General features: G+C 70.2%; 16 protein-coding genes. 13 read left to right on the top strand and 3 right to left on the bottom strand.

Going from position 1 to position 18,569, the window contains the following annotated elements:
• Positions 1–1,520, top strand: a 1,520-nt coding sequence (locus tag AAG565_RS06220; RefSeq protein WP_348818691.1) for a TonB-dependent receptor, incomplete at its 5' end; no start/stop codon positions are given.
• Positions 1,521–1,554: 34 nt separating this feature from the next.
• Here the strand turns inward: AAG565_RS06220 and AAG565_RS06215 are convergent.
• Entirely contained in the window at positions 1,555–1,980 is a 426-nt protein-coding gene (locus AAG565_RS06215; RefSeq protein WP_348818690.1) for a hypothetical protein, read from the bottom strand.
• A gap of 137 nt (positions 1,981–2,117) precedes the next feature.
• On the opposite strand from AAG565_RS06215, the gene AAG565_RS06210 reads away from it, so the two are divergent.
• The 8 genes from AAG565_RS06210 (at position 2,118) to AAG565_RS06175 (ending at position 11,692) form a co-directional block, all read left to right on the top strand.
• Positions 2,118–3,416, top strand: coding sequence for a PEGA domain-containing protein (locus AAG565_RS06210; protein WP_348818689.1), 1,299 nt, complete (start codon positions 2,118–2,120; stop codon positions 3,414–3,416).
• Positions 3,417–3,421: 5 nt separating this feature from the next.
• Positions 3,422–4,648 carry a serine/threonine-protein kinase gene (locus AAG565_RS06205; RefSeq protein WP_348818688.1) on the top strand — a complete coding sequence of 409 codons (1,227 nt, stop codon included), beginning with the start codon at positions 3,422–3,424 and terminating at the stop codon, positions 4,646–4,648.
• Between the two features lie 100 nt (positions 4,649–4,748).
• Positions 4,749–5,531 carry an enoyl-CoA hydratase-related protein gene (locus tag AAG565_RS06200; protein ID WP_348818687.1) on the top strand — a complete coding sequence of 261 codons (783 nt, stop codon included), beginning with the start codon at positions 4,749–4,751 and terminating at the stop codon, positions 5,529–5,531.
• A 1-nt stretch (position 5,532) separates the two neighbouring features.
• On the top strand, positions 5,533–7,296 hold the full coding sequence (locus tag AAG565_RS06195; RefSeq protein ID WP_348818686.1) for an acyclic terpene utilization AtuA family protein: 1,764 nt from the start codon (positions 5,533–5,535) through the stop codon (positions 7,294–7,296).
• Between the two features lie 6 nt (positions 7,297–7,302).
• Positions 7,303–7,965, top strand: coding sequence for a TetR/AcrR family transcriptional regulator (locus AAG565_RS06190; RefSeq protein WP_348818685.1), 663 nt, complete (start codon positions 7,303–7,305; stop codon positions 7,963–7,965).
• Between the two features lie 8 nt (positions 7,966–7,973).
• Complete coding sequence (locus tag AAG565_RS06185) at positions 7,974–9,500, top strand: biotin carboxylase N-terminal domain-containing protein (protein WP_348818684.1); 1,527 nt, start codon at positions 7,974–7,976, stop codon at positions 9,498–9,500.
• Positions 9,501–9,505: 5 nt separating this feature from the next.
• Positions 9,506–10,003 (top strand): biotin/lipoyl-containing protein, encoded by a 498-nt coding sequence (locus AAG565_RS06180; protein WP_348818683.1) that lies wholly within the window; start codon positions 9,506–9,508, stop codon positions 10,001–10,003.
• An 81-nt stretch (positions 10,004–10,084) separates the two neighbouring features.
• Complete coding sequence (locus AAG565_RS06175) at positions 10,085–11,692, top strand: carboxyl transferase domain-containing protein (RefSeq protein WP_348818682.1); 1,608 nt, start codon at positions 10,085–10,087, stop codon at positions 11,690–11,692.
• Positions 11,693–11,711: 19 nt separating this feature from the next.
• Here the strand turns inward: AAG565_RS06175 and AAG565_RS06170 are convergent, their stop codons facing one another.
• Both AAG565_RS06170 and AAG565_RS06165 read right to left on the bottom strand, forming a co-directional pair.
• On the bottom strand, positions 11,712–12,497 hold the full coding sequence (locus AAG565_RS06170) for a DUF1295 domain-containing protein (protein WP_348818681.1): 786 nt from the start codon (positions 12,495–12,497) through the stop codon (positions 11,712–11,714).
• Between the two features lie 9 nt (positions 12,498–12,506).
• Complete coding sequence (locus AAG565_RS06165; RefSeq protein ID WP_348818680.1) at positions 12,507–13,445, bottom strand: oxidoreductase; 939 nt, start codon at positions 13,443–13,445, stop codon at positions 12,507–12,509.
• A 231-nt stretch (positions 13,446–13,676) separates the two neighbouring features.
• On the opposite strand from AAG565_RS06165, the gene AAG565_RS06160 reads away from it, so the two are divergent.
• The 4 genes from AAG565_RS06160 (at position 13,677) to AAG565_RS06145 (ending at position 18,569) form a co-directional block, all read left to right on the top strand.
• Entirely contained in the window at positions 13,677–15,128 is a 1,452-nt protein-coding gene (locus AAG565_RS06160) for an amidase (RefSeq protein WP_348818679.1), read from the top strand.
• Between the two features lie 166 nt (positions 15,129–15,294).
• Complete coding sequence (locus AAG565_RS06155; protein ID WP_348818678.1) at positions 15,295–16,515, top strand: NADH:flavin oxidoreductase; 1,221 nt, start codon at positions 15,295–15,297, stop codon at positions 16,513–16,515.
• On the top strand, positions 16,512–17,459 hold the full coding sequence (locus AAG565_RS06150) for an SDR family oxidoreductase (protein ID WP_348818677.1): 948 nt from the start codon (positions 16,512–16,514) through the stop codon (positions 17,457–17,459). Before AAG565_RS06155 ends, AAG565_RS06150 begins: the two co-directional genes overlap by 4 nt.
• Before the next feature lie 132 nt (positions 17,460–17,591).
• On the top strand, positions 17,592–18,569 hold the full coding sequence (locus AAG565_RS06145) for a GGDEF domain-containing protein (protein ID WP_348818676.1): 978 nt from the start codon (positions 17,592–17,594) through the stop codon (positions 18,567–18,569).

The raw sequence follows: 18,569 nt of genomic DNA, 5'->3' as shown, positions 1-18,569 counted from the left end.
GACGCGGCTGCTGGAGGACGGGACGCTGTAACAACACTGGGATAGGGTCGGTCGACGAAGCGCCGGAATGCCCTCGACAACAGCATTTCCCCGATACCCCCGATTACCTGCGCGAGGCGCGCGACACCGATCTGCAGGCCATCCTCGGCACCGGCCGCTTCGTCAACACGACGTCGCTGGCAGCGGACGACGAACAGGCTGCGTGGCGGGTCGGCGGCGAATTCGAGGAGGCGGCGCGAGCGGACGGCCGCCGGCTGTGGCGGCTGTATGCGACCCGCGCGCGGATCGAGCAGGACAGCGACGAGTTCCGGGAGCGCGCCGATCCGCCGGTGCGCCAGCAGCGGGAATTCGTGCTCACCCAGCACGGCATCGGCGGCGGACTGGACGGGCGGCAGTCGTTCGCGCAGGCGTTCTCGGCGCCGGTGCTCGGCTACGGCGTGGATTTCTCGTTCGGGCGCATCGCCGAGGGGCGCGATGCGCTGCAGACCCGTCTCGACGACGGATCGCAGACCAACGTCCTGCTCGGCGAGACGTTCCCGCGCCGCGACTTTCCGCTGACCGAGCTGGCCGAGCTCGGCGCCTATCTCAACGGCGAACTGCATGTGCCGGACACGGCCTGGATCGTCATGCCGGGACTGCGCTACGACGTCCAGCGCCTCGACGCGCGCCGCGATGCGCGCTTCGACAACGGTTCCTCGCGGATCCCGGTGACCGATCTGCGCAGCCATGCGTGGACGCCGCGCCTGGGCGTGCTGTTCCCGCTGACCGCGGACCTGCGCGGTTTCGCACAGTACGCGCAGGGCTTCCGTGCGCCGCCGCCCTACGACGTGAATCTGGGCATCGACATCGTCGCGTTCAACGCGCGCGCGCTGCCCAACCCCGACCTCAGGCCGGAGCGCAGCGATGCCCACGAGCTGGGCGTCCGCTACCGCGGCAGGGGCGCGGTCGCCGAACTGTCGCTGTTCGAGACCCGCTACGAGGACTTCATCCTCAGCAATGCCTTCGTCGGCACCGACCCGGAGACCGGGACGCGCCTGTTCCAGTCGCGCAACGTCGAGCGCGCCTGGATCCGCGGCGTCGAACTGCGCTGGCGCCAGGACCTGGCCGAGTTCGGCGCACCGAGCTGGCTCGCGGAACTGTCGGCGGCATGGCTGCGCGGCGAGAACCGCGACAGCGACCAGCCGCTGCCGACCATCGATCCGGCCCGGCTCGTGCTCGGACTCGACCGGCAGACCGACACCACCGCCCTGCGCCTGCGCCTTACCGCCGCGGACCGGCAGTCGCGCGTGGATGATGCGGCCGGGCCGCAGTTCCGCGCCCCGGGCTACGCGGTGTGCGATCTCATCGGCGAGTACCGGCCGCTGCCGCGGCTGGTGCTGCGTGCCGGTGTCTTCAACGCGCTGGACCGGCGTTACTGGGAATGGGGGGATGTCTATGGGCGCAGTCCCGACGATCCCACGCTGCCACTGCTCGCGCGCGCCGGGCGCTATCTCAGCGCGAGCCTGCGGTTCACGTACTGAGCGCGGCCGCACCCTGCGGCGCGGCGGCGCATGTTCAGAAGCCCACCGGACCGGGCGGCTTCATCAGGAAGGGGAGACCGGATCCCGGTGCATGCAGCGGGCAGCCGGTGCCACGCCAGCGCGCGGACTGGATCATCCGGCTCTTCGGCGGAACGACGAAGTACGTCTCGCAGTCCGGGTCGATCGCGCCGGCGCGCACCGTGCCGTCGGCGTCGAGCGTGGCGTCGGCGGCGCGGGCGACCTTCTGGAAGTAGACGTGGTACTCGGCGCCGTCCGGCGCGGTCATGCGCCGGCTCGGCGGGCCCCACGACGCCCACAGCTTCGACACGTCCTTGCCGACCCAGGTCTGAATGACGCGCGTGTGATAGGCGTCCTGGTACGGTGTCGTCGCACAGGCCACGGACAGCAGCGCCGCCGTGGCCATCGTCATCCGCCGCACGGCGGCAATCGTCGGTTTCATCGTGTCTCCCCATGGCCCTGGCGCGCCCGCAGGGCGCATGCGCATCCTAGCCGGGCGCGGCCCACCACTGGTGTGACCCGGGTATCAGTCCCGACCGCCGCGTATATACTGCCGCCCGCCTCACCCGCTCCAAGCACATGAACCGCGAGATGCCGGCGCTGGCCAGCGTTTTCTATCTGCGCCTGGTCGATTTCTCCAGCAAGCCCGTCGCCGAACAGGCGCGGCAGCGCGCGCGGCTCGAAGGGGCGATCGGCGCGGCACTCGCCCTGCTCGCGCCGGAGACCCGCGCGGTGCTCGATGCCGCGGATGGCTCCATCCTGGTGGTGCTGGCCGATCCCGCCGCCGGCCTGGCCGCGGCCCAGGCCTGCCTGGCCGCGGCCGGCGACCTGCCGCTGAGCGTCGGCGGCAATCACGGGCCGGTGGCGCTGGTCGAAGCCGAAGGCGGCGGCGTGGCGATGGTGGGCGACGGTATCCGATCGGCCGCCGCGGTCGCGGCCTTCGCCGGGCGCGGCGAGATCCTGCTGACCTCCGGTTACCGCGACGCGCTCGACGAACGCGCGCCGGAACGGACCGCGGCGCTGCGCCGCGCCGGCGTGATCGCCGACGCGAGCATCCGGACGCATGAGCTCTACGCGCCCGACCCGACGCCACCGCGACAGCGCCGCGTGCGACTGTGGGTTGCCGCCGCCGCGATGGCGGGCGCGCTGGTCGCTTCGGGGGTGGCGCTGCGCGGAACCGTGCCGTCGCTGGGCCTGCTGGCGCCGACCGGCCTCGTCACCTTCGACGTCTCGCCCGGCGGCGAGGTCTTCGTCGATGGCGAGGCGCGTGGCCGCATTCCGCCGCTGCGCGAGCTCGCGCTGCCCGCCGGCACGCACCGCGTCGAGGTGCGCCACGGCGACGACGAGCCGTACCGCATCGACATCGACCTCGCGCATCGGCAGACCGTCGCGCTGCGCCACGCATTCCCGCCACCGGCGATCGTGCGCTTCGACATCACGCCGGGCGGCGAGGTGTTCGTCGATGGGCGGTCGCGCGGCGCGGCGCCGGCGCTGCAGGAGCTGGAGCTCAGCCCGGGTCCGCATCGCGTCGAAGTGCGCCATCCCGACTACGCGCCCCACGCCACGCGCATCGACCTCAAGCCCGGCGAGCGCTTCGTGCTGCGCCACGTCTTCATGCCGCCGGCGGTGCTGGTGTTCGAGATCAGCCCCGGTGGCCAGGTGTTGCTCGATGGCGCGCTGCAGGGTTCTCTGCCCGACCTGCGCCGTCTCGAGGTCAAGGCGGGGCGGCATCTGATCGAGGTGCGTTACGGCGATTACGAGCCGCTGCAGATGGATGTCACGCTGGCCGCCGGCGAGCAGGTCGTCATCCGGCACCGCTTCGGCGGCAGCAAGCCGGCGGAACTGTTCCGCAAGCTGAAGAAGTCCCTGGGGCTCTGACCGTCATGAGCGAAGCGAAGCTGACGCAACTGGGCCGCTACCGCATCGTCGCCGAGATCGGACGCGGCGCGATGGGGGTCGTGTATCGCGCGGAGGACCCGCTGCTGGATCGCACCGTGGCGATCAAGACCATCCTGCTGACCGGCGACACGGCCGAGCGGCAGAGCTACGAGGTGCGCTTCCTGCAGGAGGCGCGCGCCGCCGGCCGGCTGAGCCATCCGGCGATCATCACCATCTACGACGTCGGCCGCGAGGGCGAGCTCGCCTACATGGCGATGGAACTGCTGCGCGGCGTCGATCTGCGCGAGCGCCTGCAGCAGGGTGGCCTGTCGCTGCGCGAGGCGGTCGCGCTCGCCGCGGAGATCGCCGACGGCCTGGCGTTCGCGCACGAGCACGGCGTCATCCACCGTGACATCAAGCCGGCCAACATCATGATCGTGCGCAGCGGGCACGCCAAGATCATGGACTTCGGGCTGGCGCGTCTGCCGCTGTCCGACGTCAAGACCCAGACCGGCGTGCTGCTCGGCACGCCCAAGTACATGTCGCCGGAGCAGGTCGCGGGGCGCCCGGTCGATCACCGCTCCGATCTGTTCGCGCTCGGCGCCGTGCTCTACGAAATGATCGTCGGCCGCCCGCCGTTCTCCGGTGCCGATACCGCGCAGCTGATCCACCGCATCGCCACCGCGCCGCACGCCGCGCCCAGTCGCATCGTGTCGAGCGTGCCGCCGCTGCTCGACCTGATCGTCGCCCGCGCGCTGGAGAAGGACCCGTCCGTGCGCTACCAGAGCGCGCGTGAGATGGCGGCGGACCTGCATGCCTGTCTCGCGCAGCTGCCGGCGGATGCCGGACCGGCGGCTGGCGCGACGCCTTCCGCGGTCACGCATCCGGCCGCCGATCCTTCAGGGCCGGCCGACGCGACGCTGCGTCTGGCGGTCCACGGCGCCGAGCCGACCGAGGCGCTCACACGTGCGGATACCGGTTCGGCCACCGAGCGACTGCCGCTGCCGGCGCCGTCCGCCGCGGCGGAGTCCTGGCCGCTGTCGCCGCGCTTCGATTCCGCCGCCGCGATCCAGCGGCTGCGCCAGCCCTCCGGCGAGGACGCCGCGCTGCTGACGCGCGTGCCGCGCCCGCCCGGCGGCCTGGCGCGGATCGCGCGCGATCCGGACTGGCGGCTGGTCGCAGGGGTCATGGCCGTGTCGCTCGCCGTCGCGGCGCTCATCACGGTCCTCTGAAGCGTCGGGCGGCTGTCCCGCGGGCATCCTGCATTCGGGTGAGGCAGACTCACCAAGTGCCGCCATAAGGTGGCGGACAGGAAATTCCGGGAGAGCTCCGATGTCCGAGCCGGTACTGATCGAACGCCGCGGCGCAGTGCAGTGGATCATCATCAACCGCGAGGAGCGCCGCAACGCGCTCAACGAGCAGGTCGTGCGCACGATCGACCGCGGCATCGCCGAGGCGACCGCCGGCAACGAGGTGCGCGCGATCGTCATCACCGGCGCCGGCGACAAGGCCTTCTGCGCGGGCGCCGATCTGGCCAAGAACACGCAGGGCTTTGCGTTCGCCGTCGATTTCGCGCGGCCCAGGCACTACATCGTCGATCTGTTCAAGCGCCTGCAGGACTGCACGCTGCCGGTGATCGCGCGCGTCAACGGCCACGTCATGGCCGGCGGCTTCGGCCTGCTGTGCGCCTGCGACCTGGCCATCGCCGCCGACGACATCCGCATCGGCACGACCGAGTCGAAGATCGGCGTGACGCCGATGATGATCCTGCCGTACATGATGCGCGTGCTGCCGCCGCGCCGGCTGCAGGAGATGTGCATCACCGGCGAGCAGTTCACCGCGCAGGACGCGCTGGACTGGGGTGTCGTCAACTACGTCGTGCCGCGCGCCGAGCTCGATGCCAGGCTGGACTGGCTGCTGGCGCGCATCACCGACAAGTCACCGACGGCGATCCGCCTCGGCAAGCAGGCTTTCAACGCGACGCGCGACATGGCGCTGCGCGAGGCCCTGGAGTACGCGCAGGCGATGGTGCCGGTCATGTCGAGTACGCAGGACGCCAAGGAAGGCATGGCCGCCTTCCAGGAGAAGCGTCCGCCGAACTTCACCGGAAACTGAGATGAACGCGTCACGCGATGTCGTCCGCATCGGCTGCGGCGCCGGCTTCTGGGGCGATTCCGCGGAAGGCCCGAAGCAGCTGGTCGAATCGGGACAGATCGACTATCTCGTCCTCGACTACCTCGCCGAGATCACGATGTCGCTGCTGGCGCGCGCGCGTGCCAAGGATCCCAACGCGGGATTTGCGACCGATTTCCCCGGCGTCGTGGCCGCGCTGGCGCCGAAGTTGAAGGCCCGGGGCATCAAGGTCGTGACCAATGCCGGCGGAGTGAATCCGCAGGCCTGCAAGGCCGCGATCGAGGACAGGCTCACGGAGAAGGGCATCGACCTCAAGGTCTCGATCGTCACCGGCGACGATCTGCTGCCGCGCGCCGCCGAGTTCGCCGGCACGAAGGAGATGTTCAGCGGCACGGCGCTGCCCGAGAAGCTGTGGAGCATGAACGCCTATCTCGGCGCCTTCCCGATCGCGCAGGCACTCGACGGCGGCGCCGACATCGTGATCACCGGGCGCTGCGTCGATTCGGCGATCGTGCTCGGCGCGCTGATCCACGAGTTCGGCTGGAAGGCCGACGAGTTCGACAAGCTGTCCGCCGGCAGCCTCGCGGGACATGTCGTCGAATGCGGCGCGCAGGCCACCGGCGGCATCAGCACGGACTGGGACAAGGTCGCGGACGACTGGGACCGCATGGGCTTCCCGATCGCCGAGTGCCGGGCGGACGGCACCTTCGTCGTGACCAAGCCGGCCGGCACCGGCGGCCGCGTCGTGCCGGAGACCGTCGCCGAACAGATCGTTTACGAGATCGGCGATCCGTCCGCGTACCTGCTGCCGGACGTCAGCTGCGACTGGCGCGACGTCCGGCTCACGCAGGTCGGCGAGAACCGCGTCGAGGTCACCGGCGCCAAGGGCCGTGCGCCCACCGCCAGCTACAAGGTCTCGGCCACCTGGCAGGACGGCTTCCGCACGACCGGGACGATGATGATCGGCGGCGTCGATGCGGTGGCCAAGGCCGAGGCCGTGGCCCGTGCGATCCTCAAGCGCACGCGCCGCATGTTCGCCGAGCGCGGTCTCGCCGACTACACGCGCACCGACGTCGAGGTGCTGGGCAGCGAGGCGAACTGGGGTGCGAACGCCCGGCGTCGCGACACCCGCGAGGTGATCCTCAAGATCGCCGTCCAGCACGCCGACGGCAAGGCGCTGGACCTGTTCGGCCGCGAGTTCATTCCGCCGGCGACGGCGATGGCGCAGGGCATCACCGGATTCTCCGGCGGCCGTCCTGCGCCGACGCCGCTGGTGCGCCTGTTCTCCTGTCTGGTGCCGAAGAGCGCGGTGCCCGTCGAAGTCGATGGCCGGCCGTTTGCAGCGCCGGTGGTGATCTGCGGCGATGCCCGGTCGGCACCTGCGGTCGAGATCGCCGGCACGATGCCGACCGGCCCGACCCGGCAGGTCCCCCTGATCCGACTGGCCTACGGTCGTTCGGGCGACAAGGGCAATGCAGCGAACGTCGGCGTGCTCGCGCGCAAGCCCGAGTACCTGCCGTGGCTGCGCGCGCAGCTCACTGCGGACGCGGTGAAGCAGTACTTCGCGCACTTCGTGCAGGGCAAGGTCGAGCGCTTCGAACTGCCGGGTCTGAACGGCTTCAACTTCCTGATGCACGAGGCGCTGGGCGGCGGCGGCATGGCCAGCCTGCGCTATGACCCGCAGGGCAAGATGCTGGCGCAGATCCTGATGGACTTCCCGGTGACCGTGCCGGCGGATCTCGACTGAGCGCCGGTGGCTGCTGCGCGCAAGACCGTTCGCCTGCACGCGCCGCGCCTGGCGCGCGAGCAGCGCGTGGACGAGATCCTGGTCGCCGCGCGTGACCTGTTCTGCGAGAAGGGTTACGACGCGGCATCGGTCGCCGAGATCGCCGCGCGCATCGGCGTCGTCGAGGGACTGGTGTACAAGTATTTCTCGACCAAGCGCGAGCTGCTGCTGCAGGTGCTCGAACGCTGGTACGACGAGCTGTTCGGCGATACCGAGCGGGCGCTGTCCGGCATCGACGAGCCGCGCGAGCGCGTACGCGTGCTGGTGCGCCATCACCTGCGCGCCGTGCGCGACGACCCGCAGCTGTGCAAGCTGATGTTCCGCGAAGTGCAGGAAGTGACGAAGTATCACGGCTCCGCCCTGCACGCGCGCAATCGCCGCTACACGCAGTTCCTGGTCGATGAGATCGAGTCCGGACAGCGCGCCGGAGCATTTCGCGCGGACGTTCCGCCGCGGCTCTTTCGCGATCTGGTCTATGGCGGCATCGAGCACGCGACCTGGAACTACCTGCGCGGCCACGGCCGCCTCGACATCGACACGCTCGCCGAGCAGATCGCCTCTCTGCTGTGCGAGGGCCTGATACCGCGACCGCAAGGCTCGACCGCAGCACCCCGTAAGAAGACAGGATGAGTTCAGTCATGACGGTCAACCGACAAACCATCGACACGGTGCGCGCGCGTGTGCCGCACTGGCCTTTCTCCTCGGTCCTCGTCGCCAATCGCGGCGAGATCGCCGTGCGCGTGCTGCGCACCGTGCAGGCCCTCGGCCTGAAGGGCATCGTCGTCCATCACGCAGCGGATCGCAGCTCGCCGGCGGTGCGCATGGCCGACGCCGCGGTCGAGATCACCGGGGCGACCCCGGTCGCCGCCTATCTCGACGCTGCGCAGATCATCGCCGCCGCCAAGGCCAGCGGCGCCGGCGCGATCCATCCGGGTTACGGCTTCCTGTCCGAGAACCGGGCGTTCTGCGAGGCGGTCGAGGCCGCCGGCATCCGCTTCATCGGCCCGACGCCGGCCCAGATCGACCTGATGGGCGACAAGGTGCGCGCGCGCAACTTCGTCGAAAAGGCGGGATTCCCGGTCGCGCCGAGCGCGATCGAGGACGACGACCCGGCCAGCTTCATCGAGCGCGCGCGCAAGGTTGGCGCGCCGCTGCTGATCAAGCCGTCCGCCGGCGGCGGCGGCAAGGGCATGCGCATCGTGCGTGATCTCGCGCTGCTCGAAGCGGAGATCGAGCGCGCGCGCAGCGAGGGTCAGCGCTACTTCGGCGACGGCCGGCTCTACGTCGAGCGCTATGTCGAGAATCCCCGCCACATCGAGGTGCAGGTGCTCGGCGACGGCCAGGGCAGCGTCGTTCACGTCTTCGAGCGCGAGTGCTCGGTGCAGCGCCGCTTCCAGAAGATCGTCGAGGAGACGCCGTCACCGGCGCTCGACGACGCCAAGCGCCGCGAGATCTGCGAGACCGCCGCCGGCATCGCCCGCTCCTGCACCTATCGCAACGCCGGTACGGTCGAGTTCATCTTCGGCCAGAACGGCGAGTTCTACTTCCTGGAGATGAACACCCGCCTGCAGGTCGAGCATCCGGTCACCGAGCAGATCACCGGACTCGACCTGGTCCTCGAACAGCTCTGCGTCGCCGCCGGCGAGAAGCTGCCGTACCGGCAAGACGATATCCGCTCCCGCGGCCACTCGATCGAGTTCCGCATCTACGCCGAAGACCCGGCGCGCGGCTACACGCCGACGACCGGCCCGGTGCTGGTCTGGCAGCCGGCGCAGGGGGAGGGCATCCGCATGGACGCCGGCATCGTGCAGGGCGGCGAGGTCACGGCGAACTTCGATCCGATGCTGGCCAAGCTGATCGTCACCGGTTCCGACCGCGACGATGCGATCGCACGCGCCGACCGTGCGCTGCGCGATACGGTGCTGCTCGGCTGCAAGACCAACACCGCCTTCCTGCGCCGCCTGATCGCGCATCCGGCCTTCGTGTCCGGCGACGTGCACACCGGCTTTCTCGACGCCAATCCGCAGATCGCCGCCGATCCGCCGCTGACGCAGCACACACGCGACCGGCTGCTCGCCGTTGGCAGCCTGATGACGCGCCCGATGCGCGACGTCGCCGACAGCGTGCCGGACATGCACGCGGCAATGGGTGGGTGGAGGAACTGAGCGCCATGCATCACGCCTTCAAACTCGAAGATCAGGATCTCAACGTCGAGCTGTCGCGCGCCCGCGACGGCTATCGCGTGCACATCGGCGAGCGCGTGCTCGCGGTCGATCTGCGCACCGGCGCCGACGGCCGCGCGTGGCTGACCATCGACGGCGAGCACCACGAAGTCGTCGTGGCGACGCGCGGCGACGATGTCTTCGTGCATCTCGACGGCGCGGCGTACCAGCTGCGCTATCGCCATCCGCTCGACCGTCTCGCCGCCTCCCTGCACGGCGCCGCCGAGGACAGCGTGCGTGCGCCGATGCCGGGCAGCATCGTCGCCGTGCACGTCCGGCCGGGCGATGCGGTGACCAAGGGCCAGGTGCTGCTGGTGATGGAGAGCATGAAGATGGAGACCACCGTGACCGCGCCGCGCGACGGGGTGATCCAGACGGTCAAGTACGAAAAAGGCCAGACCTTCGACCGCGATGCCTTGCTGCTGTCCTTCGAACCTTCAGCGTAGGCGAGTTCGAGTGATCGCATTCCCCAATTGTCTTGAAAGTCGGCGCCAGGGACGGCGCCGGCTCGTATAGGACGTACACCGATGAAACGCATTGAATCCCGTCTCAACACGTCTTCCGCCGAGTTCCAGGCCAATGCCGCGCACAACCGGCGGCTCGCCGCGGAGTTCAAGGCGCGACAGCACCAGGCGCGGCATGACCGCCCGCACCGCGATCTCGAGCGCCTGAAGAGCCAGAACAAGATGTTCGTGCGCGAGCGCATCGAGCAGCTGCTCGACCCGGGCACGCCGTTCCTGGAACTGTCGTCGCTGGCGGCCAACGAGGCCTACGGTGGCGAGGTGCCCGGTGCGGGCTGCGTGACCGGCATCGGCATCGTCGCCGGGCGGGAGGTGGTCATCAACGCCGGCGACGCCTCGGTGAAGGGCGGTGCCTGGTATCCGCTGACGGTGAAGAAGACCGTGCGCGCGCTCGACATCGCCATCGAGAACCGCCTGCCGGTGGTGCACCTCTGCGACTCCGCCGGCGGCTTCCTGCCGCTGCAGGCGGAACTGTTCGCCGACAAGTACTACGCGGGTCGCATCTTCCGCAACCAGTGCATCCTGTCGAAGATGGGCGTGCAGCAGGTGGCCGTCGTGCTGGGCCACTGCACGGCCGGCGGCGCCTACGTGCCGGGTCTGTCGGACTACAACGTCATCGTGCGCGGCACCGGCGCGATCTTCCTCGCCGGCCCGCCGCTGGTGAAGGCCGCGACCGGCGAGGAGAACACCGTCGATGAGCTCGGCGGCTGCGACATGCACACCAGCGTGTCCGGCACCGCCGACTACCCGGCGTCGAGCGAGGAGGAAGCGATCGCAATCGCGCGCGACATCGTCGGCCAGTTCAAGCGCCCGGAGAAGACGCGCATCGAATGGCAGCCGCCGGAAGACCCGTACTACGACGCGTCCGAGCTGTACGGCATCCTGCCGCAGGACATCAAGCAGCAGTTCGACATGCACGAGGTCATCGCGCGCATCGTCGATGGCTCGCGCTTCCACGAATACCAGCCCAACTACGGCAAGACCCTGATCTGCGGCTACGCGCACCTCTGGGGCTACAAGGTCGGCATCCTCGCCAACAACGGCGTGCTGTTCAACGACAGCGCGCTCAAGGGCGCGCACTTCATCGAGCTGTGCAACCAGAACCGCACGCCGATCGTCTTTCTGCAGAACATCACCGGCTTCATGGTCGGCCGCGAGTACGAGCGCCGCGGCATCACCAAGGACGGTGCCAAGATGATCATGGCGGTGTCGTGTTCGGAAGTGCCCAAGTTCACCGTGATGTGCCACGGCTCCTTCGGCGCCGGCAACTACGGCATGTCCGGTCGTGCCTTCGACTCGCGCTTCCTGTTCAGCTGGCCGCAGTCGCAGATCAGCGTGATGGGCGCCGAGCAGGCCGCGAACACGCTCGCGGACGTCAAGATCCGCCAGCTGCAGCGTCAGGGCAAGAAGCTCGGCCAGGCCGAGATCGACGCGATCCGCGATCCGGTGCTCGGTGAGTTCAGGCGCAAGCAGTCGGCGTACTGGTCCACCTCCGAGATCTGGGACGATGGCATCCTCGATCCCGTCGATACGCGCAACGCGCTGGGCATTTCGATCTCGGCGGCGCTGAACACGCCGATCGGCGATCCGCGCTACGGCATCTTCCGCATGTGATCGCCGGTCCGGCGACCGCTCAAAGGACGCCGGGAATCACGGCGCGCCGCGCGGACGGGTAGTCGGGGAACTTCTCGCGGTACCAGCGGTGCGTGGACAGTGCGCGCGGCAGCAGGTTGGCCAGCGTCCACAGCACGAACACGACGCCGGCCGACGACCAGGTTGCAATGGCCCAGCCGGCCCAGATCAGGCATTCGCCGAAGTAGTTCGGGCAGCTGATCTTCTCGTAGAGCCAGCCGCGCGGGATCCGGTAACCGGTCTCGCCCGGCTTGCGCAGCGCGGCGAGCATGCGGTCGGCCTTGCGGTTGATGTGATAGCCCGCGACGAACAGCGCGGCGCCGGCCAGGAAGCGCGGATCGGTCAGCCAGCCGGCGCCATAGTCGGCGCGGACCTCGGTCCAGGACAGGATCGTCGCGTTGAGGAAGGAGATGCCCAGATTGGTGACGAAGGCCATGGCCGGGATCAGCAGCGGCGTCGTGTCGCCGGGGCGCACGCTGCGAATGAACGGATAGATGAAGCTGCGCTGGAAGTAGTGCGCCTGCCACATCAGCAGCAGCACCAGCGGCGCGGCATCGAACGCGCGTGCGCCGGCGAAGTAGATCAGCGCGAAGCCGATCGACGACGGTGCCTCCATCACGATCCACGACACGCGTGTCGGTACGCCCGGCCCCCACCACCACGCGAGCTGGTCGGCCTTGTGCTTGCCGTAGGCGGCCTTGACGAAGAACTGCAGCATGACGAACACGAACACCGACGCGGCGGCATAGCCGACCAGCAGACAGTCATGCCATTGCGCCACGCTCATCGCGCGGTCCTACAGATCCCAGTGCACGCCGGTCAGCCGTTCCGACGCGGCCCACAGCCCGGCGGCGAGACGCGGGTTGCGCGCGTAGGGGCTGACGTAGGCGCGCTTGGGGTGGCCGCGTGCCTCGAAGGGGCCGTCGGGGCCGTAGTACTCGCCGCCGCTGGCATCCGGCGCGGTGGCCGCGTACAGGCTCGGCAGCGCGCCCAGCTCGGCGGGCTGCGCGAACACGGCCGCGCCCAGTTTCGCCGCACGCGTCCACAGGCTGCGCAGCAGCGACGCCTGCGCGGCCTCGCCGCCGAAGAAGATGTTGGTGGCGGCATAGCCCGGATGCGCGGCGATGCTCTTGATGTCGAGGCCGGCGCGATCGACGCGGCGCTGCAGTTCCAGCGCGAACATCAGGTTGGCGAGCTTGGACTGCGCGTAGGCGCCAGCCTTGCTGTAGCGGCGCCGCTCCCAGTTGAGGTCGTCCAGCGGCATGCGCCCGGTCCAGTGCGCGAGGCTGGCGACCGACACGATGCGCGCGCCGGGCGCCGCGCGCAGGCGGTCCAGCAGCAGGCCGCCCAGCGCGAAGTGACCGAGGTGATTGGTGCCGAACAGCAGCTCGAAACCGTCCCCGGTGCGCAGCAGCGGCAGGCCCATCACGCCGGCGTTGTTGACGAGGATGTCGAGGCGCGGATGGCCGGCCCTGAACTGATCGGCGGCGCGGCGCACCGAGCCCAGATCCGACAGGTCCAGTTCCAGATATTCGAGTCGGGCTTCGGGTGTGCGCGCGCGGATCTGTGCGATCGCCGCGTCGGCCTTGGCCTGGCCACGGCAGGCGAGCACGACGCGCGCGCCGTGAGCGGCCAGCGCCTGAGCGGTCGCCAGGCCCAGGCCGCTGTTGGCACCGGTGACCAGGGCGGTCTTGCCGGAGAGATCGGGAATGTCGCGTTCGGTCCAGCGGGTCATGGCGGCGCCGTAGGTGTTCTTGTCGAGGCGCACAGTATGCGCCCGTCGTCGGCGCGGGCCCTCGTCCGGAAACGGGGTGCGCGGGGCCAACCGCCGCGTCACGCGATGATGGGGCGGATTTTCCCAAAGCCGCGGCCTGCGCCGGTCCCGGCGAGCGGTTAGGCTGCGCGGGGCGGATGTCCCGCCCGCGCGCGATGCGCGCGCCTTGCCCCTGTCGCGGAACCGGCTTCCATGAACCCAGCGGATCCCTTGAGCATGTCGGCAGCGCAGATGGCCGCGGCGCTGCGCGCCGGGACGATCACGTCGCGCGCGCTGGTCGATGCGCACGTCGCGCGCATCGAGGCGGTGAATCCGCGCATCAACGCCGTCGTGCAGACGCGTTACGAGGCGGCGCGCGCGGAGGCCGATGCCGCCGACCGGCGTCTGCGGCAGACCACCGACAAGTCGGCGCTGCCGCCGCTGCTCGGCGTGCCGTGCACGCTCAAGGAGAACTTCGCCTTCGCCGGCTATCCGCAGGTGTCGGGCCTGGTGGCGCGCCGGGCGGCGATCGCCGACCGTGACGCGCCCACCGTCGCACGCCTGCGTGCGGCCGGCGCGATTGCGCTGGGCTTCACCAACACGCCCGAGCTGTGCATGTGGATGGAGACGCACAACCGCGTCTATGGACGCACCGGCAACGCCTACGACGCGGCACACACGGCGGGCGGCTCCAGCGGCGGCGAGGGCGCGATCATCGGCGCCGGTGGCTCGCCGTTCGGCCTGGGCGCGGATGTCGGCGGTTCGATCCGCTTTCCCGCCTTCTTCAACGGCGTGTTCGGCCACAAGCCGACGCCGGGGATCGTGCCCAACACCGGCCAGCATCCGCTGCCGGAGGGCGCGATGAACCACAACTGCGTCACCGGCCCGATCGCGCGCCGCGCCGAGGACCTGTGGCCGCTGCTCAACATCCTGGCCGGCCCGGACGGTCAGGATCCAGTCTGCAGCGCCGGCGCGCTCAAGGGCGATCCGGCGCGCGTGCGCCTGGACCGGCTGCGCATCCTCTCGCTGCCCGACAACGGCCGTCGCCGCGTCGCCGGCGATCTGCGTGAAGCACAGCAGCGCGCGGCGAACTGGCTCGCTGCGCAGGGCCGCGGCCTGCACGTGCCGCGCCTGCGTCCGCTGCGCAGCAGTTTCGAGATCTGGTCGGCGCTGATGCAGGAGGCGCAGCCGCAGCCGTTCGCCGCGCAGCTCGGCCAGGGCCGGCGCATCCCGGTGCTACGCGAGTTCCTGAAATGGGGCGCCGGTGCGTCGGCGCACACCCTGCCGGCGCTGGTGCTGGCGGCGATCGAATCCCTGCCGATGCCGCATGGTCGCTACGCACGGCTGGGCCGCGAGCTGCGCGAGGCGCTGATCGACGCGATCGGCGACGACGGCGTGCTGCTGTTCCCGCCGTACACGCGCGCGGCGCCGCGTCACAACTGGCCGATGGCCACGCCCTTCGACTTCGCCTACTGCGGCATCTTCAACGTGCTCGGCTTCCCGGTCACGCAGGTGCCGCTGGGTCTCAACCGCCGCGGCCTACCGCTGGGTGTCCAGGTCGTCGGCATTCCGGGCAACGATGCCGTGACCATCGCGGTCGCGCAGGCGCTCGAAAAGCAGTTCGGCGGCTGGGTGATGCCGAACAGCCCGACGAGAGCCGAGTAAACCAACACCCGTCATGCCCGCGCAGGCGGGCATCCAGGGGTTCTCACGGTTTTCTGGATTCCCGCATGCGCGGGAATGACGTGAATCGTGGGGCAGTCTCGCACCATCGGACGAGGCGCGCGGACGTTGCGGCCGCGATGATCCGGGCATCGACCCGGGAACCGTCATGACCTCCTCCGCCTTCACGCCGGTGCGCATCGGACCGCTGACGCTGCGCAACCGCTTCATCAAGTCCGCGACCAACGAGGGCATGGCCAAGCACGGCGTGCCTTCGAAGCTGCTGGTCGAACACCATCGCAGCATGGCCGCCGGCGGCGCGGCGATGACCACGGTCGCGTACTGCGCGGTCGAGGCCGACGGCCGCACCTTCGAAGACCAGGTCACGCTCGACGACGCGAGCATTCCGCATCTGCGCGTGCTGACCGATGCGGTGCACCGCGAAGGCGGCGCGGCCTGCGCACAGATCACGCACGGTGGCGCCTTCACCTTCCTGCCGCAGTTGCGCAACACGAAGTATCCGCTGAGTGCGTCCGGCGGCTTCAACGCCGCCGGCGTGATCAGCGGGCGCCTGTTCAAGACGGCGATGACGCCGGCCGATCTCGACCGCATCGCCGGCGAGTTCGTCGCCGGCGCGCGGCGCGCGCGCGCGGCGGGGTTCGATGCGGTCGAGATCCACATGGGCCACGGCTACCTGCTCAGCCAGTTCATCTCGCCCAAGTACAACCGCCGCCGCGACGAGTACGGCGGCGCCGCCGCGCAGCGCGCGCGCTACCCGGCGCAGGTGCTGCGGCGCGTGCTCGACGCGGTCGGCAAGGAGCTGGCGGTGAGCTGCAAGATCTGCGTCACCGAAGGCTTCAAGGGCGGCGCGACGGCCGACGACGCTGTCGAGGTGGCGAAGGTGCTGGAACGCGAGGGCGCGCACCTGCTGGTGCTGTCCGGCGGCATGAACGTCGAGTCGCCGTGGGCGATCTTCGGCAGCAACATGCCGGCCGCCGCGGTCGAGACGATCCAGAACCCGGTGGTCAAGTTCGCGACGCGGCTGATGCGCATCTGGGAGCCGAAGATCGCCTTCCATGAGATGTACTTTCTCGAACACTCGCGCAAGGTCCGCGCCGCGGTGAAGCTGCCGCTGGCCTACCTGGGCGGCGCCAAGTCGCTCGCCGGCGTGCAGCAGGCGATGGACGAGGGTTTCGACTGCGTGGTGATGGGTCGCGCGCTGATCCACGATCCGGATCTGGTCAACAAGTTCCGTGACGGCCGCGCATCGGTGTCCGGCTGCACCGCCTGCAACGAGTGCGTGGTGTCGATGTACACGCCCGGCGGCACGCGCTGCGTGCTGCGGCCGGAGAACGACGTCAGGCTCAACCAGACCCCGGCGGCCGCATGAGCCATCTCGACTGGTGCCGTGAACACCTGCCGGACCTGACCGGCCGGCGCGCACTGGTCACCGGCGCGGCCAGCGGTTTGGGCTTCGAGACCGCGCGGGGCCTGGCCGCGCGCGGCGCCGAGGTGATTCTGGCCGACAGGAACGTCGCCGGCGGCCAGGCGGCCGCCGCACGCATCCGCGCCGAGGTGCCGGATGCGCGCGTCGCGTTCCGCGAACTCGATCTCGCGGACCTCGCCTTCGTGCGCCGCTGCGCCGAGGCCTTGCTGGCGGAGGGTCGTGCACTCGACATCCTCGTCAACAACGCCGGCATCCTGCCGCCGCTGGAACGGCGCACGACGAAAGACGGCTTCGAGCTCAAGTTCGGCATCAACGTGCTCGGTCACTTCGCGCTCGATGCGCAGCTCTGGCCCTTGCTGGAGCAGGCGCGCGCGCCGCGTGTGGTCTGGGTGTCGAGCCTGGTGCACCGCCACGGCACGCTCGACTTCGACGATCTCAACGCCGAGCGCCGCTACGACCCGCAGCGCGCCTACAACCAGGCCAAGCTCGCCTGCCTGGTGCTGGCGATGGAGCAGCAGGCGCGCGCGCAGGCCGCCGGCAGCGGCGTCGCCGTGCTCGCCGCGCATCCGGGTGTCGCGCGCACCTCGATCGGCGCGACGCGCGCGAGCGAGCAGCGCCGCAAGCTGCGCGACTACGCCGAGGCGCTGGCATTCCGCATCGCGATGCGCTGGTTCGGCCAGGACCAGGACCGCGGTGCGCGTCCGATCCTGTACGCGGCCGCCGCCGCCGAGGCGCGCGGTGGCGAGTTCTACGGTCCCGATGGCTTCGGCGAGATGGCCGGCGCGCCGCGGCGCGTGAAACTGTCGCAGCCGGCGCGGGACGCCGGTGTCCGGGGCCGACTCTGGGACGCCTGCGAGCGCATGACCGGGCTGCGCCACGGGTTCTGACCGCGTCGCAAAGGCCGTCGGATGCTTCCTCCGCGGGCCTGAACGGACGGACCTGGCCGACGTGCGGCCGGCGAGCTGCGGCGGGATTCCTTTACGGTATCCCTGCAAGCCACCGGGGGTCGGTTCTCGTCCATGTCCGTGTCCAATGTCACCCGCGTCCTCGAGACCGTCGCCGACGTGGCCGCGGAGCGCGACCTGGCCAATGTGCGGCGCAGCCTGCTGCAGTCGGTCGCCGAATTGCTGAACACCGACGGCGTCGCGTTCTGCTCGCTGTCCAGCGAGGAGAGCGAGCAGCGCGAAGCGCCGTTCCACATCCGCCTCAACCCTGACTCGCGGGCGCAGCTCGCCGAGGGCCAGCCGGTGCTGATCGAAGTGGATGCGGGCGCGCCGGTGCGCTTGTTTCCGGTGTCGCGCGATGAGGCGCTCGCGGTGCGCCTGATGGGCAGCGCTGCCAACGGCGACGAGGGCCGCGTGATCCAGGCCCTGGTGCGCCTGTATGTCAATTTCAAGGAACTGCTCGCTGCGTCCGAGCAGGACCGGCTGACCGGCCTGCTCAACCGGCGCAGTTTCGACGCGCAGCTCGCGCGCATCGCCGAGACGGTCATGCACGGGCAGCCGGTCGAGGCGCCCTGCGCCGAGTGCCCGGACGGCAAGTCGGTGCTGCACTACTGGCTGGCACTGCTGGACGTCGATCACTTCAAGTCGATCAACGACCGCTACGGGCATCTGTTCGGCGACGAGGTGCTGCTGCTGCTGGCGCGGCTGCTGCGCCAGTGCTTCCGCGGTGAGGATCGCTGCTTCCGCTACGGCGGCGAGGAGTTCGCGGTGATCCTCGCGCCGACCACGCAGCCGGGCGCGGTCAAGGCCCTGGAGCGGCTGCGCCGGCTGGTCGAGGTCTATGCGTTTCCGCGCATCGGCCAGGTGACGATCAGCGTCGGTTGCGCGGCGATGACGCCGGGGCTGGGCGCGATGGACGTGATCGACCGCGCCGACCGGGCCCTGTACGACGCCAAGAATGGCGGGCGCAACCGGCTGGTCTGTGCGCCGCTGCCCGGGACCGCGGGGGATGCGCCCGGGCAGCCTGCCTACGGCGAGGTCGAGCTGTTCTGA

The organism is Fontimonas sp. SYSU GA230001, from assembly GCF_040066175.1.
GTDB lineage: Bacteria > Pseudomonadota > Gammaproteobacteria > Nevskiales > Nevskiaceae > Solimonas.
This window is presented reverse-complemented; position numbering and strand designations above follow the sequence as displayed.

Coding starts and splice junctions, on each gene's coding strand:
- AAG565_RS06215 (WP_348818690.1), bottom strand. CDS start 1,980: ATGAAACCGACGATTGCCGCCGTGCGGCGGATGACGATGGCCACGGCG.
- AAG565_RS06210 (WP_348818689.1), top strand. CDS start 2,118: ATGAACCGCGAGATGCCGGCGCTGGCCAGCGTTTTCTATCTGCGCCTG.
- AAG565_RS06205 (WP_348818688.1), top strand. CDS start 3,422: ATGAGCGAAGCGAAGCTGACGCAACTGGGCCGCTACCGCATCGTCGCC.
- AAG565_RS06200 (WP_348818687.1), top strand. CDS start 4,749: ATGTCCGAGCCGGTACTGATCGAACGCCGCGGCGCAGTGCAGTGGATC.
- AAG565_RS06195 (WP_348818686.1), top strand. CDS start 5,533: ATGAACGCGTCACGCGATGTCGTCCGCATCGGCTGCGGCGCCGGCTTC.
- AAG565_RS06185 (WP_348818684.1), top strand. CDS start 7,974: ATGACGGTCAACCGACAAACCATCGACACGGTGCGCGCGCGTGTGCCG.
- AAG565_RS06180 (WP_348818683.1), top strand. CDS start 9,506: ATGCATCACGCCTTCAAACTCGAAGATCAGGATCTCAACGTCGAGCTG.
- AAG565_RS06175 (WP_348818682.1), top strand. CDS start 10,085: ATGAAACGCATTGAATCCCGTCTCAACACGTCTTCCGCCGAGTTCCAG.
- AAG565_RS06170 (WP_348818681.1), bottom strand. CDS start 12,497: ATGAGCGTGGCGCAATGGCATGACTGTCTGCTGGTCGGCTATGCCGCC.
- AAG565_RS06165 (WP_348818680.1), bottom strand. CDS start 13,445: ATGACCCGCTGGACCGAACGCGACATTCCCGATCTCTCCGGCAAGACC.
- AAG565_RS06160 (WP_348818679.1), top strand. CDS start 13,677: ATGAACCCAGCGGATCCCTTGAGCATGTCGGCAGCGCAGATGGCCGCG.
- AAG565_RS06155 (WP_348818678.1), top strand. CDS start 15,295: ATGACCTCCTCCGCCTTCACGCCGGTGCGCATCGGACCGCTGACGCTG.
- AAG565_RS06150 (WP_348818677.1), top strand. CDS start 16,512: ATGAGCCATCTCGACTGGTGCCGTGAACACCTGCCGGACCTGACCGGC.
- AAG565_RS06145 (WP_348818676.1), top strand. CDS start 17,592: ATGTCCGTGTCCAATGTCACCCGCGTCCTCGAGACCGTCGCCGACGTG.